Here is a 14086-nt window from a genome sequence, read left to right as displayed (position 1 = left end):
CACCTACCTTCCTCTACTGTAAATAATATCTTCTCATCCATATAGAGATAGCGATTCGAGATAAGAGAATGTACACAGTACCCAGAAACAGGGCGACAAAAACATAAGGAAACACGGTATTACCCACAAAATATAATTTCTCTATGCCTATAAGATTATTGATAAAGTTCTGGGGCATGAAGACCATCACTTTTTCAATCAGCGCCCCCCTCCCCATCTGATAAGTATTGACGAGATAAAAATAAATCAGTGAAATTGCTAATACCAGTTTCCCTCTTTTAAAAACCACGGACAAAAACAGGATAAGATGTGTCACGACGAGGGTGGAAAAGTATCCCATGGCAATATAGAGTAACGCCTCTTGAAGCTGATTCATCGAATAAAATGTAGTCGTTCCAATTTGAACCGAAGAGTCCCAGCCGTGCAGCGTATAGACTACAGCAACAAACAGCAGTACGATCGCAATATACGCAAAATAGGCTATCGTAGAAAACACATTGGCGGCACCAAGCTTATAGCTGAGTAGCTTCCTCCGGCTCTCCTTGGTGGATAAGGTCACCTTGTCAATTCCTTTGCTGCTGTTTTTGGAGAATCCCTCACATAGGATAAAGGCAAAGAACATAAAGAAAAGGTAGATCGTATTTAATAAACCTATTTTCAGGTACTCCCAGCCGCTATCGTATTTGAATACAAATGGGGTGGATACTTTTTGCATCTTCTGGGATATGATTTCGATTTGTTCCTCTGTATAAGGAAATAGATTTTGTTCATTGGATAAATATTCGGTAAAGCTGCCCTTCCAAACCTCATAAAAGCTGGCGAGCTGCTCATTGGTTAAATTTAAGCTGTTATCGAGCACACGGTACTTTTCATATGGAAAATTCAGTTCCCAGTTCAGCATATCGTGAGGAAACATCAATTTTTTGCCCAGCTTGCGGTCTGTATCCACTTCCCCCTCAATATAAGGTTTGTCCACACTGTTTTCGTAGTTCTGTTTCATATGTAATAAATAATCTGTCGTCATCGTGCCCTCAACCGTTCGCTCCCTTAAAATATCCCAGCCCCCAATGCCGCTATGTATGGTTCCCTCATCATCCAAGACATCGATACTCCGGGCGGTTTGAACCAAAGGAATCAGAATAATTGTGAGAAAAAGTAGGCTGATAATCACTGTATTTTTATTAAATATTTTTTTCAGTTCTAATGAAATGAAATTACGCATGGCTCCCACTCCCCAAGTAGATGTAGTAATCTTCCAGCGTGGGCTCGCATTCGATTGCGTCTGATTCCTGTTCTCCCAAGTACCGTACACTGACAGCGTTTTCTTCCTGCCGAATTCGTACGATCAGGTGTTCCTTTTTAAAGGAGGCAAGCCGCTCTCTGTCCATCTCCTCGGTGAACACTTTTCCTTTAATCCCGGATAACATCTTTTGCACATTACCTTGCTCTTTAATTTTGCCCTGATTTAGGATGATCACATTGGTGGTGATTGCTTCGATATCCGAAATAATGTGGGTAGAAAACAAGATGATCTTGTCCTGTCCCATTTCGCTTATGATGTTTGAAAAACGGATTCGCTCATGGGGGTCAAGCCCAGCGGTGGGCTCGTCAAAAATTAATATCTTTGGGTCGTTAATAATGGCTTGGGCAATGCCCACCCGCCTTTTCATCCCTCCGGAAAAGGTTTTGACCTTTTTATTAGCCACTTTCTCCAGGTTGACAAACTGTAATACCTCTGGAACTTTTTGCTTCAATTCCTTTTTTGACAGTCCCTTCAGCGCTCCCATATATTCCAGATATTCCTTTGCCGTGAACGCGGGATACACCCCGAAATCCTGAGGGATATATCCCACAAGATTACGGTAGTCGTCGTTCATATGGAAGATATCCTTGCCGTTAAAGGTAACCTTGCCGCTGGACTGATGGTCGATTGCCACAAGAATTCGCATCAAGGTGCTTTTCCCTGCCCCATTATCTCCCAAAAGTCCGTACACACCTTCAGGCAAAATAAAATTCAGTTCATCAATGGCCCGTTTCGTTCCAAATGTTCTTGTTACATTTTCCGCTTTAATTTCCATCGCTAATTTCCTTTCTCAACTGATATACGTCTCCTTCTGAGAGAACTTGCCAGTCCTCTCCCGCAGACGTTCTCCCTAGCAAGAGGTTGGTATATGCTCCGTCCAGCTTTTTCACTGCCCATGCCACCAGGTTTTCATCTTCAAATCCTGCTATGATACCTGATTTTTCTTCTGCATATAGAATATTTTGGATTCTCGGATCAGAAGTGCTTCCTCTGGTGCCATTGTCTGCCGGCTCGGAAAACCGATCCGAATTTTCTCTCATGTATGCATCAACAGTTTTGTAGATACCTATATAATCATCGATAGACAAAGTCGGAATTTCTATCGTTGGCCTAATTGATGACCCTGTCCTTCCTTCCTCCCGATAAGTTCTTTCATTACTTTTTCTATCTGCATCAAGTCGTTTGTCCAAGGCGATATCCTCAGGAGTTTTCTCAACATCTGGCGTAACATCCAAAAAAATCTCCTCTGGGGGTTCCTCATTGCCCGGATTCTCATTCTCTGTCTTTACATCCTTCGGATTATCTACGGTAACTAATTCCTCTGAGATGGTTTTATCATCCTGTATCCTTACATATTCTGAGTAGCTGCTTTGATTTTGGAAGTAGAGGCTTCCTCCAATCAAAATGGTTATAGTTAATGCAATCATGAAGATTTTTTTCACTAAGACACCTCCGTTTTTAATATGTAACCTCCTCATCTTCGCGAAATCCGGCCATAGAAGAGTTGCTTGCAAGAAGCTCGCCGAACGTTCTCCGGTCTACCGGAGCGATTGCAGATAAGTCATCAACATGCTCAAGGGTGACAATTGCGGTCATAATTTTTGTCAGTGAAGCAGGATAAACCTTGGCTTCCGCACTGTCTTCGTAAATGGCCCTCCCTCTTTATTACCATTTAATCCCTAATCTTCCTGATACAAAGTATAGATTGTACAACTAAAAAATCTAGGTGTGTAGATCTTAAATTTTTCTTAAATTAATGGTTTGTGCTTTGCGCCTTAATCGATCCTTGATTGCTTTTTGGTCTGCCAATTCGTATTTAAAACCTGCAAAGATATTTTCACATTAGTATCGCACCGAGCGTTATATATAAAATATTACAAATAATTAAAGCTAAAAAAGGGACGTGATTATCCACGTCCCCACCCTATCGAATTTACTCACTTACTAAAGTATATGCGGATATTTTACGGATGCGATATGTGATCAGCATCGAAGTCATGTAAGAGACAATGACAAGAGCCACACAAACAAAGTAATCCACGACGTCGTGATAATAAAATGTGCCTTCATAATCCCCATAGCACGCATCGCCACTGACATGAATGGATTGGTTAGGTAATTCCAGCTATACTTCCGAGCAATACACCCATAATAATAGGCGGCAGAAATCCAAGCGAGAGCTGATTCATCAGCTGGCAGGTTGTAAAACCAATTGCTTTTTGTATACCCAGTTCACCCCACATTAGTCCGGATTGATGGGCAAAAACATTAGAATTTACTGTAAATGTAAGAAATGCATCTTTCAAGTTAACTTCAATTTTGTCATTCAGCTTGTAACCACCGTCAATATTCAATACATACGGCACATAGATCGACATGGAATCAGGCTATGAAAAAACCGAGCAATTTCAGGAATATCTCCTGACTTCTCTCGGCGATGGGATAAGTATATTCAACTTCCTCTTCAAATATCTACCTAAATTTACTATTAGTTCGTGGTATAATTGTTAAAAATATTTCCAAAGAAGGTAATGAAATGATGAAGCAGGAATTGAAAATTGAGGGCATCCCAGCAATTATATGGGGTGAGAAATCCAATAACCTATTTATTGCTGTCCACGGTAATATGTCCAACAAAGCAGATGATGCGATTGTTATCTTTGCTGAAGAAGCATCGGCACGGGGGTATCAGGTCCTTAGCTTTGATTTGCCTGAGCATGGTGACCGCGAAGAAGAGAAATACGCTTGCAAAGTTCAAAATTGTGTTCATGATCTTGAGATTATCATGCGTTATGCACAAAATCTATCGAATGACATCAGTATCTTTGCTTGTAGTATGGGGGCATACTTTAGCTTGCTTTCTTACAACAGGTTACCGCTTAAGCAGTCTCTGTTCCTTTCTCCAGTTCTGGATATGGAGCGAATTATCAAAGGTATGATGACAGGGTTCAACGTAAGTGAAGAGAAATTAAAAGCTGAAAAAGAAGTTTCCACCCCCATCGGACAAATACTTTATTGGGATTATTATCAATATGTTAAATCTCATCCTATCAATACATGGAAAAGTCCAACTGCAATTCTTTATGGCTCAGACGATAACTTGTGCGAGTTTGACGTAGTCTCTGCTTTTAGTGATCGGTTTCACTGTGAACTGGGCGTGATGGAGCATGGCGAACATTATTTTCACACCAAAGAGCAGCTGCAATTTTTCAGACAGTGGCTGCAAGAACATATCGGCGAATGATCTTCCCACTTAGGAATATGAAAAAGAGCCCTGCATAAGGGCTCTCCTACTCCGAAAGGAATGTGCACTTCATACATTCGAATGGAGTTTCCTAAATACTATTTTTTCTCGTTAATAACGAATAGAACACCTGTAAAAATTAGGATAGAGCCGATCCAAAACGCTACACCTATGTTCTTTGAAGAAGTTATAATGGCTCCCATTTGTGCTGTGGATAACATGGTACCCGTTTCCTGTGCAACAATTGAAATCGTATTACCGATGAGCCCAATAGCTACGATTAAGATAAAATAACGTTTCTCAATTCGCCAGTTCTGTCGTGTGATGAAGCCGATAACTAGAAGTGCAACAATGGCTACTAAATATCTCATCCATACAAGTTCTAATGGAGGTATGACCGATACTACAATTTTAACAACAACGTACATACCGCCCCAGATCATGGAAGCTAAAGTTAAATATAAAGAACCTAATAAGGTGTTTTTCATCTTTTATACCCTCCGTTTTTAATTAGGTCGAAAATGCCCCTAACGGAGAGATGTAGTCACACTCACTCCACTAAGAGAAGAAGTGTGCTACTGGTACGTCGTTTTCAAATAATGGAGTCCAAAACATCAAATTCACCCCTAGTCCAGGTTTATCCGTTTGTCCGAAACCAGATAGTACTGTTCATGGAAGTTCCGGATTTGATAGAGCTACTTATTTTTTCATATCTTGTTCAAAATTTCAACTCATCTCTCAAGCTCAAATAGACTTTTCATGCACCCGGACAGGTAGACGGATATGAAATGTGGTTCCTTTACTTACTTCGCTATCCACAGTCAGGAAGCCGCCGTGTGCGAGGATCAGGTTTTTTACAATAGCCATACCTAGTCCTGTTCCCAGCTTATGGGAGCTGCCTTTTGCTCCACGGTAATATTTTTGAAATAGATTGTTCAGCGTATCTTCGTCCATACCAGTGCCATTGTCGGAAATCATGATATTTGCACTTTCCTCTCCCTCCCGCCGCACAGTAACGTGAATGGCAGTTCCTTCCGGATTGTGAAGCACGGCATTCATCAGTACATTTTGCAGCGCCCGGTAGAGCACCTTCTCGTCAGCAACAAGCTCCAGCGACTCTATCTCTGCATCCAGGCTCAACAGGTAGGACACTGCTCTTGGATCGTTGCCGACATCGGCGATCAGCCGCTGCAGGAAGCCGATCAACTCCAGAGTGCCAAACTGGCGAAGGGACGGCTTGTCAAGCATGCTGCACCGGAGAACTTGATTCAGAGTGTGGAGCAGAAGGTCTGGAACTGTATCCTGCCTGCCTCCTCCCTGCCGGACATGCAGGCCAAATACACGATAAGCAGCGCCATTCAGCGCAGCGACGGCATCCATACCCGGATCGTTTCCGATCTGCGCCCCAGCGCAAATGCCACCCTGCTGCCCGCTTCACTGGAGGATGCGTACCTGTATACTGTGTCCTCGTTAGGAGTTCAGCCATGATCCGTACTCTCTCAGCCTACTTTTATATTATCAAAAGCAATTTGAAAAGTCAGATGCGCAGTTATTCCTTCCTGCTCGTCATAGGAATCAGCGTGTTTGCCGGTTATGTCTGCGTACCGGATGCTGCTGCCGGGTATGAAGTCTTTTATATCGGCGGGGTCAGAGGTATCTATAATTCGGCCTGGCTGGGCGGACTTGCGGCGATGCTGTCCACAATGCTGCTCTGGCTGTTCGGTTTTTTCATGCTTCGAAGCCAAATATCGGGAGATGCTCGCCTGAAGCTCGGTTCGTTAATCGCCTCCGCCCCTGTCCGGAAAATCAGATATATCGCCAGTAAGGCGGCGGCGAATTTTGTGGTACTGCTGGTGATTGGAGCTGTTTTGGTAGTGGCATTTATGGCCATGCAGCTGCTTCGGGGAGAAGATTCCCAGCTCCGGCTAATGGACTATATGGCTCCTTTTTTTTATGTAACCTTCCCCTCCCTGTTTCTGCTCTCTTCCTTAACCATCCTGTTTGATGTGTTTCCCGGTTTGAAGGGAGTTTTGGGAAATGTGTTGTTCTTCTGCCTGTGGATCGCTGTCGGTGCGGTGTCCATTGCCGCGCCAAGCGATTGGGGGGATTTGTTCGGCATCAACGGTATTCTGAAAACGATGGCTCACAGTGCAGCGGAGCATTATCCTACCCTCTCCAGTCTTGAGGAGAGCGGAAGCTTTGGGTATTATCCGACACAGGGCCCGATCTCCACGTTTGTGTGGGAAGGCGCAGCATGGGATCGTTCGCTTGTCCTAATCCGGCTAGTCTGGATAGCTGCGGGTATAGTGGGTGTCGTCCTTTCAGCCCTGCTGTTTCGGCGTTTTGAAAACCCGGAAGGCTCATCCAAAGCTCATCCGCTGCTTGCATCGGGCAAGGGGAAAACAACACCTTTGCCGCTTGCGGGCATAGAACACAGTGTCCCGCTGAAGCTGTCTACGGCAAAAAAAGTGAAGAGTGCAAGGTTGCCCGGGCGGGTCAAAGCCGAGCTGAAGCTTATGCTGAAAGGCATGTCCCTGTGGTGGAAGCTGCCCGCCATAGTGCTCATTTCAGGACCTATACTGATTACGTCAAACTCCATAAACAACTGGCTGCCTTTTATTATGATATGGCCCCTAGCTTTATGGTCGCAGTTAGGCACGCGGGATAAACATCATTTCACCACTGAACTTATCTTGTCCAGCAGCTCACCGCTGGTAAAGTGGTTGACAGAATGGCTTTCCGGCATCTTCATCACCTTGCTGTTTTCTACGGGTGCAATCCTTCGCTTCATCGTGGAGGGTCAGATGTCTTCGTTGTTGGCTTGGGGAACGGGTATCGTCTTCATTCCGACTTTGGCGCTAGCACTGGGCACATTAGGCGGCTCAAAAAAGCTGTTTGAGGTCATTTATTTACTCTGGTGGTATGCGGGACCGCTCAATCATGTTCCCTCACTTGACTTTTTGGGGATATTCGAAAGGAACCCTGAGCTTTATCTCATCTTGACCGTTCTTTTATTCGCTGCAGGCATAACCACCCGGCTCTTGCAGACCGGTAATTTATCAATAAGAAGGAGATCCATATGACAAAATATAAAGGCAACAAATGGTTTGTCCTCATCGCGGCAACGTTCGTTATCCTTGTACTTGCGGGCTGCAGGGAAAAACCTGTGGAGAAAACAGCTTCTTTCGAGGGATCCAAGGTACAGCAGATTAAAATGAAAACTGAAGGACAATCCATTAAGGTGAGCCGTTCCAAGGATTCAGAAGTAAAGCTCCGTATGAAAACGAGCGGTGAGCTGCCAGCGGGGCTGGAGGCGGGGGTGCTTACCGTCAGCACTGAACCGGCATCCGGATTCATCCATTTAAAGAATGAGACTATCTACCTGGAACTGCCGGAACAAAGCTATGAATCTATCCGTCTGGCCACAGCTTCCGGCAATATAACCTTTGAAAGCCAGGCACAGACAATCTCGCTGAACGCCGATTCAGGAAATATCACGGTCAACGGCTTCACGGGGGAGGTTGATGCATCTACCCAATCGGGCAAGATCAACTTAGGCGTCGGGGCATCCACAGAGATTCAGACGGACGGCGGCGGCCAAAGCCTAAAGGGCACGGTAGGCGCGGCTAATACGGAAGCTTCCACGCTGAGTGTGCATTCAGCTTCAGGAAATATAAATTTGGAGGAGTGATAGCCTCCGATAATCGCCTGTTTATTCCGATAGCTGGTCTATCCATGGGTTAATCGGTCTGTTGTTCTTGGAAATCGTTTAGATAACGTCTAAAAGCCCCCGTCTTTAGGACGAGGGCTTTCTTATCGAACGTATGGGTTATTGGTCTAGCCATGTGCGCATCATTGATAACAACTGCGCGCTGTTGACCGGTTTGGTGATGTAATCCGAGCAGCCGGCTTCGAGGCACAGCTCCCGGTCTCCCTTCATGGCTTTCGCCGTCAGTGCAAGAATGGGCAGGTTCTTGAATTTCTCTTTCTGCCGGATAGCGCGGGTTGTTTCGTAACCATCCATTCCCGGCATCATGATATCCATCAGCACGATTTCGACGTCCGGACTCTGTTCCAGAAGGTTAATGGCATCCTGGCCGTTCTCCGCAGGAATGACTTTCATTTGATGGCGTTCCAAAATTGACGTGAGTGCAAAAATGTTACGGATATCATCATCCACCACAAGCACTTTCTTATACTCGATCATTTCATCCGAATTATGCAGTTTGACCAGCTTTTCCCTTGAGCCGGACGGGAGGTTCTCCGCTTTACTGTGCAGGAAGAGAGTCGTTTCATCGATCAATTGGAGAATCGACTTCACCTCTTTGAGAACCACCATTTTGACTAACTCATCCCATTCGTTCTCCTCCGCCGGTGTCAACTTCTTGCTTAGTCGGGCTACGACGGGAACTTTTTTGTTTTTGGCATTTTTGTACATATCTCGACCGAATCGAATAAGATTCATATCCGGCAAGCTGTTGTCCAGCACGACGCAATCAAAATCTTTCGTGTTGATCTGGTTCAACGCTTTGCGCCCCGTGTCCACTGCCGTGATCTTGAGATCCTGATTGCTTAGCAGGTCAACAATTTGCTTGCGCTCCTGCTCATCATGGACGATCACCAACAGATTTTGAACTTTCTTGTCCGCAAATTGGTTCAGACGATCCAAAGCATTCTCCAACTCTTCGTTCGTCACAGGTTTCCGGAAATAATCGTGAGCCCCCTTCTGCAGCAGCAGCACCTCGTCCTCGTCAACGGTCATGACGCAAATCGGAATATGTCGTACATGGATATCGTTCTTCAGCTGATCAAGTACCAGCCAACCGTTCGTATCCCCGCCAAGATGCAGATCCAACGTTATGGCGATCGGATTGTACTTTTGAACGAGTTCCAGGACATCCCAGCCGCTGGCCGTAATGACAGCTTTGATTCCTTTTTTATGGAGGAGATCGAGAATAATTTCATTGAACTTCTGATCATCCTCCACAATCAGGAATACACGGTCACCCGGTTCAATGTTATCCCGGTCGTCAAGCAAAGTGTCTTCCGCCGCTCTGCCTAGGCTGCTTCTGCGTTTGGGCGGGGTGATATCAATCACCTCTGGTACATGTGTTCTCTTGATCTCCGGTTCCGTGAATTCCGCTTCAGTTGGCAGGTACAAATTAAATACGCTTCCCTTGCTTACTTCACTGTACAGTGTGATTTCTCCACCCAGCATCTCGGCAATTTCCCGGGATATTGCAAGTCCCAAGCCCGTTCCGCCATATTCCCGGTTCGTGCTGCCGTCCGCCTGCTGGAAGGCTTCGAAAATGATCTGCTGTTTCTCATGAGGGATACCGATTCCCGTGTCGCTGACGGAAAAGCAAATGACCGTTTTAGCACGATTCAGTGATTCATTTTCTTGGTGCCAGCCCTCGCTTGCTTTCCGGATCTGAAGCATAATCTGCCCTTGCTCCGTGAACTTAAAGGCGTTCGAAAGCAAGTTTTTCAAAATTTGCTGAAGCCGCTTGAAGTCCGTCACTAAGCTAGCTGGCACGCCTGGATCAATTTTGATTCTGTAATCAAGCTTCTTAGCGTCCACCATGTGGCGGAAAGTACGGTCGAGCCCGCCTGTCAGTTCGGCCAAAGATACATCGCTGTAATCTGGTGTGATTGTGCCTGATTCGATTTTGGACAGATCGAGAATATCGTTAATAAGATTAAGTAATTCGAGTCCAGAGTCCTGAATGGTTTTCGCGAACTTCACCTGAATCTCGTGAAGATTGTCCTCCGGGTTCTCGGCAAGCTGTTCTGCCAAGAGCAGCAAGGAATTCAGCGGGGTACGAAGTTCGTGCGACATGTTGGCTAAAAATTCGGATTTGTACTTGGACGTGAGGGCAAGCTGTTCCGCTTTCTCTTCCAGATATCGTTTGGCTACCTCTACCTCATGATTTTTGCTTTCCACTTCCGCCTTCTGCAGCACGAGCAACTTTGCTTTATCTTCGAGTTCGTCGTTCGTATTCCGCAGCTCCATCTGCTGTTTTTGGAGCTCTTCGGTGAGGGACTGCGATTGGATCAGCAGCTCCTCCGTACGTTGGTTCGCCTGCATCGTGTTAATCACGATTCCGATGGATTCCGTAAGCTGATCCAAGAAGGCGATGTCGATATCACTATATGGGCGGAAGGAAGCGAGTTCCAGAATCGCCAGCACCTGATCTTCGAATATGATCGGCAGCAAAATGATGTTGAGAGGCGCGGCTTCTCCCAAAGCAGACGATATTACGACGTAGTCACCTGGCACGTTAGTGAGCAAGATCCGCTGTTTCTCGATCAGGCACTGGCCGACCAACCCTTGCCCGGCCCGGAATTCGTTCGCCAAATGTTTGCGGCTTTGGTAAGCGTAGCTGGCAAACAGCTTCAGCACCGGTTCGCCGTTAAACGGTTCATTGATGTAGAAGACACCATGCTGCATGGACACGAGCGGAGCCAGCTCGGACAGGATCATACGGCTGACCGCATACAAGTCTCTTTGTCCTTGAAGCAGCCGTGAGAATTTGGCGAGGTTGGTTTTGAGCCAGTCCTGCTCCGTATTGATCCGGGTTGTTTCCTTCAGGTTCCGTATCATTTCGTTAATGTTGTCTTTCAGCGTTGCGACTTCTCCGGATGCGGATACGTCGATGGCACGTGACAGATCACCGTTCGTCACCGCTGTTGCGACATTGGTGATCGCGCGTACTTGAGTGGTCAATGTACTCGCCATGTAGTTAACATTATCGGTGAGATCGCGCCAAGTACCGGCTGCACCAGGCACGTTTGCTTGTCCACCCAGTTTCCCTTCGGCACCTACCTCCCGCGCTACGGTAGTCACCTGGTCGGCGAAGGTGGCCAGCGTCTCGATCATATTGTTGATGGTATCCGTCAGTTCGGCAATTTCGCCTTTGGCTTCAACAGTCAGTTTTTGCTTCAGGTTGCCGTTTGCAACTGCGGTCACGACCTTGGCAATCCCGCGCACCTGATCCGTCAGATTGGTCGCCATGATGTTAACATTATCGGTGAGGTCCTTCCAGATTCCGCCGACGCCGCGCACTTGAGCTTGTCCGCCCAGCTTGCCGTCCGTACCGACCTCACGCGCCACCCGCGTAACCTCGGATGCGAACGAATTTAGTTGATCCACCATCGTGTTTATCGTGTTCTTCAGCTCCAACAGTTCACCTTTTACGTCGACGGTGATTTTCTTGGACAGATCCCCGTTCGCAACTGCCGTCGTAACGCCGGCAATGTTGCGCATCTGAATGGTCAAGTTACTGGCCATGTAGTTAACTGTATCGGTCAAATCTTTCCACGTACCGGAAACATCTTTAACTTCCGCTTGCGCGCCGAGTTTTCCATCTGTGCCAACCTCGCGCGCTACGCGTGTAACCTCGGAGGCGAAGGTCGAGAGCTGGTCCACCATTGTGTTAATCGTATTTTTGAGTTCAAGGATTTCGCCTTTGACATCTACGGTGATTTTCTTGGACAGGTCACCCTTTGCTACCGCCGTCGTAACGTCCGCGATGTTCCGCACCTGGTCCGTCAGATTCCGGGCCATGTTATTAACGCTTTCAGTCAAATCCTTCCAGGTCCCTCCAACCCCTTTAACCTGAGCTTGTCCGCCCAGCTTCCCGTCCGTGCCTACCTCACGCGCCACCCGCGTAACCTCGGAGGAGAACATCGAGAGTTGGTCCACCATCGTATTGATGGTATTTTTGAGCTCGAGGATTTCGCCTTGGACATCCGCCGTGATTTTCTTAGACAGGTCCCCGTTTGCGACGGCCGTCGTCACGACGGCGATGTTGCGCACTTGGTTGGTCAAGTTCGAAGCCATATAGTTTACACTCTCGGTCAAATCTCGCCATGTCCCTGCTACACCTTTAACTTGGGCTTGTCCACCCAGCATCCCCTCGGTACCAACCTCGCGCGCCACCCGTGTAACCTCGGAAGCGAAGGTGGAAAGCTGCTCCACCATCGTGTTAATTGTGTTCTTAAGCTCAAGGATTTCGCCTTTCGCATTAACCGTGATCTGCTTGGATAGATCCCCTTTCGCAACCGCAGTCGTCACTTCAGCGATATTGCGCACCTGATCGGTCAGCGTTCCAGCCATAAAGTTAACGCTGTCAGTTAAATCCTTCCAAGTGCCAGATACCCCTTTAACATCCGCTTGCCCGCCGAGGATTCCTTCTGTTGAAACCTCCCGCGCCACACGGGTAACCTCGGAAGCAAAGTTGCTGAGCTGGTCCACCATGATGTTGATTGTGCTTTTCAATTCGAGAATCTCGCCTTTCGCATCAACGGTAATTGTCTTCGACAAATCGCCCTTGGCAACGGCGGTGGTCACTTCCGCAATGTTGCGCACCTGGTTGGTTAAGTTAGACGCCATGTAGTTAACGCTTTCCGTTAAATCCCGCCATGTGCCGGATACGCCTTTAACATCCGCCTGCCCGCCGAGTATCCCTTCCGTACCGACTTCGCGCGCCATCCGGGTAACCTCGGAAGCAAAGGTAGACAATTGATCCACCATCGTATTGATGGTGTTCTTAAGCTCCAGGATTTCGCCTTGCACATCAGCAGTAATCTTCTTCGACAGGTCACCATTTGCGACTGCAGTCGTAACAACTGCGATGTTGCGCACTTGGTTAGTCAGATTGGACGCCATGTAGTTAACGCTTTCGGTTAAATCTCTCCAGGTGCCGGATACGCCTTTGACGTCCGCCTGCCCGCCGAGTTTGCCCTCTGTGCCAACCTCCCGCGCCACACGAGTAACCTCGGAGGAGAACATGGACAACTGGTCCACCATCGTGTTAATCGTATTCTTGAGTTCGAGAATCTCTCCGCGCGCATTAACCGTGATTTGTTTCGACAGATCACCGTTGGCGACGGCAGTGGTTACCGCCGCGATATTACGCACTTGATCCGTGAGGTTTGTCGCCATATAATTCACGCTGTCCGTAAGATCCTTCCAGGTGCCCGACACCCCTTTGACGTCTGCCTGGCCGCCCAAGATCCCTTCCGTACCGACCTCGCGCGCCACACGAGTAACCTCGGAGGCAAACGTGCTGAGCTGATTCACCATCATATTAATGTTGCTTGCCGTTCTCTGGAATTCACCGGTAAGAGCTCGTCCTTCGATTTCAAGCTCCACCTTCTGGGACAGATCACCTTTGGCTACGGCGTTAATAACCCGGACCATCTCACTCGTCGGTTGAATCAAGTCGATGACCAGACCATTTAACGAATCAGTAATTGTTTCCCATGATCCACCCAGATTCTTCTGCACAAACCTTCTCGAAAGATTCCCTTCTTTTCCGACAACCTTGGCTACTGTCTGGACTTCAGACACCAGAGCTTCCTGAATGTCCATGATCTCGTTAAACGTATCCGCTACCTTTCCAGCCATACCCGTACGGTCATAGGGCATCCTGTAGGAGAAGTTGCCTTTCTTCATCGCCATTAAGGCGTTGAGCAGTTCGCCGACGCCAATTTGATCGTCGTTCGTTTCGTTGATTTGGTCTTGATTGTTCATA

The 14086-nt window shown here is 47.1% G+C and carries 10 protein-coding genes and 1 pseudogene; 4 read left to right on the top strand and 7 right to left on the bottom strand.

What is annotated here, in order from left to right; genetic code table 11:
• Nucleotides 1-13 precede the first annotated feature (13 nt).
• From NSS79_RS17505 to NSS79_RS17490, 4 genes are all read right to left on the bottom strand, one after another.
• Nucleotides 14-1222, bottom strand: a complete 1209-nt coding sequence (locus tag NSS79_RS17505; RefSeq protein ID WP_342435469.1) for a hypothetical protein — start codon at nt 1220-1222, stop codon at nt 14-16.
• A complete protein-coding gene (locus NSS79_RS17500; protein WP_342435468.1) occupies nt 1215-2078 on the bottom strand; it encodes an ABC transporter ATP-binding protein in 864 nt (287 codons plus the stop codon). The genes NSS79_RS17505 and NSS79_RS17500 overlap by 8 nt, the downstream gene beginning before the upstream one ends.
• Nucleotides 2068-2745 (bottom strand): hypothetical protein, encoded by a 678-nt coding sequence (locus tag NSS79_RS17495; protein WP_342435467.1) that lies wholly within the window; start codon nt 2743-2745, stop codon nt 2068-2070. The genes NSS79_RS17500 and NSS79_RS17495 overlap by 11 nt, the downstream gene beginning before the upstream one ends.
• A 669-nt stretch (nt 2746-3414) precedes the next feature.
• Nucleotides 3415-3657 carry a hypothetical protein gene (locus NSS79_RS17490; protein WP_342435466.1) on the bottom strand — a complete coding sequence of 81 codons (243 nt, stop codon included), beginning with the start codon at nt 3655-3657 and terminating at the stop codon, nt 3415-3417.
• Nucleotides 3658-3839: 182 nt separating this feature from the next.
• Here NSS79_RS17490 and NSS79_RS17485 point away from each other — a divergent pair, with 182 nt between their 5' ends.
• Nucleotides 3840-4547: an alpha/beta hydrolase gene (locus NSS79_RS17485; RefSeq protein ID WP_342435465.1), complete on the top strand. Its 708-nt coding sequence runs from the start codon at nt 3840-3842 to the stop codon at nt 4545-4547.
• Between the two features lie 179 nt (nt 4548-4726).
• On the opposite strand, the pseudogene NSS79_RS17480 reads toward NSS79_RS17485, so the two are convergent.
• Both NSS79_RS17480 and NSS79_RS17475 read right to left on the bottom strand, forming a co-directional pair.
• Nucleotides 4727-5035, bottom strand: a pseudogene (locus NSS79_RS17480) (EamA family transporter); the annotation flags it as partial.
• 256 nt (nt 5036-5291) lie between these two features.
• A complete protein-coding gene (locus NSS79_RS17475) occupies nt 5292-5795 on the bottom strand; it encodes an ATP-binding protein (protein ID WP_342435464.1) in 504 nt (167 codons plus the stop codon).
• Nucleotides 5796-5810: 15 nt separating this feature from the next.
• On the opposite strand from NSS79_RS17475, the gene NSS79_RS17470 reads away from it, so the two are divergent.
• Genes NSS79_RS17470 through NSS79_RS17460 form a run of 3 tightly spaced genes read left to right on the top strand, consistent with a single transcriptional unit; the run spans nt 5811 to nt 8238 of the window.
• Entirely contained in the window at nt 5811-6035 is a 225-nt protein-coding gene (locus tag NSS79_RS17470) for a hypothetical protein (protein ID WP_342435463.1), read from the top strand.
• Nucleotides 6032-7630 (top strand): hypothetical protein, encoded by a 1599-nt coding sequence (locus NSS79_RS17465; RefSeq protein ID WP_342435462.1) that lies wholly within the window; start codon nt 6032-6034, stop codon nt 7628-7630. Before NSS79_RS17470 ends, NSS79_RS17465 begins: the two co-directional genes overlap by 4 nt.
• A complete protein-coding gene (locus NSS79_RS17460) occupies nt 7627-8238 on the top strand; it encodes a DUF4097 family beta strand repeat-containing protein (RefSeq protein WP_342435461.1) in 612 nt (203 codons plus the stop codon). The genes NSS79_RS17465 and NSS79_RS17460 overlap by 4 nt, the downstream gene beginning before the upstream one ends.
• A 138-nt stretch (nt 8239-8376) precedes the next feature.
• Here the strand turns inward: NSS79_RS17460 and NSS79_RS17455 are convergent, their stop codons facing one another.
• Nucleotides 8377-14085 carry a HAMP domain-containing protein gene (locus tag NSS79_RS17455; protein ID WP_342435460.1) on the bottom strand — a complete coding sequence of 1903 codons (5709 nt, stop codon included), beginning with the start codon at nt 14083-14085 and terminating at the stop codon, nt 8377-8379.
• Nucleotide 14086: the final 1 nt, after the last annotated feature.

The organism is Paenibacillus sp. FSL L8-0436 (genome assembly GCF_038593025.1).
GTDB lineage: Bacteria > Bacillota > Bacilli > Paenibacillales > Paenibacillaceae > Paenibacillus_AQ.
This window is presented reverse-complemented; position numbering and strand designations above follow the sequence as displayed.

Bases quoted from the DNA above. Each gene is read 5' to 3' on its own strand.
- NSS79_RS17485 (WP_342435465.1), top strand. From the start codon at position 3,840: ATGATGAAGCAGGAATTGAAAATTGAGGGCATCCCAGCAATTATATGG.
- NSS79_RS17460 (WP_342435461.1), top strand. From the start codon at position 7,627: ATGACAAAATATAAAGGCAACAAATGGTTTGTCCTCATCGCGGCAACG.
- NSS79_RS17500 (WP_342435468.1), bottom strand. From the start codon at position 2,078: ATGGAAATTAAAGCGGAAAATGTAACAAGAACATTTGGAACGAAACGG.
- NSS79_RS17505 (WP_342435469.1), bottom strand. From the start codon at position 1,222: ATGCGTAATTTCATTTCATTAGAACTGAAAAAAATATTTAATAAAAAT.
- NSS79_RS17455 (WP_342435460.1), bottom strand. From the start codon at position 14,085: ATGAACAATCAAGACCAAATCAACGAAACGAACGACGATCAAATTGGC.
- NSS79_RS17465 (WP_342435462.1), top strand. From the start codon at position 6,032: ATGATCCGTACTCTCTCAGCCTACTTTTATATTATCAAAAGCAATTTG.
- NSS79_RS17475 (WP_342435464.1), bottom strand. From the start codon at position 5,795: ATGCTTGACAAGCCGTCCCTTCGCCAGTTTGGCACTCTGGAGTTGATC.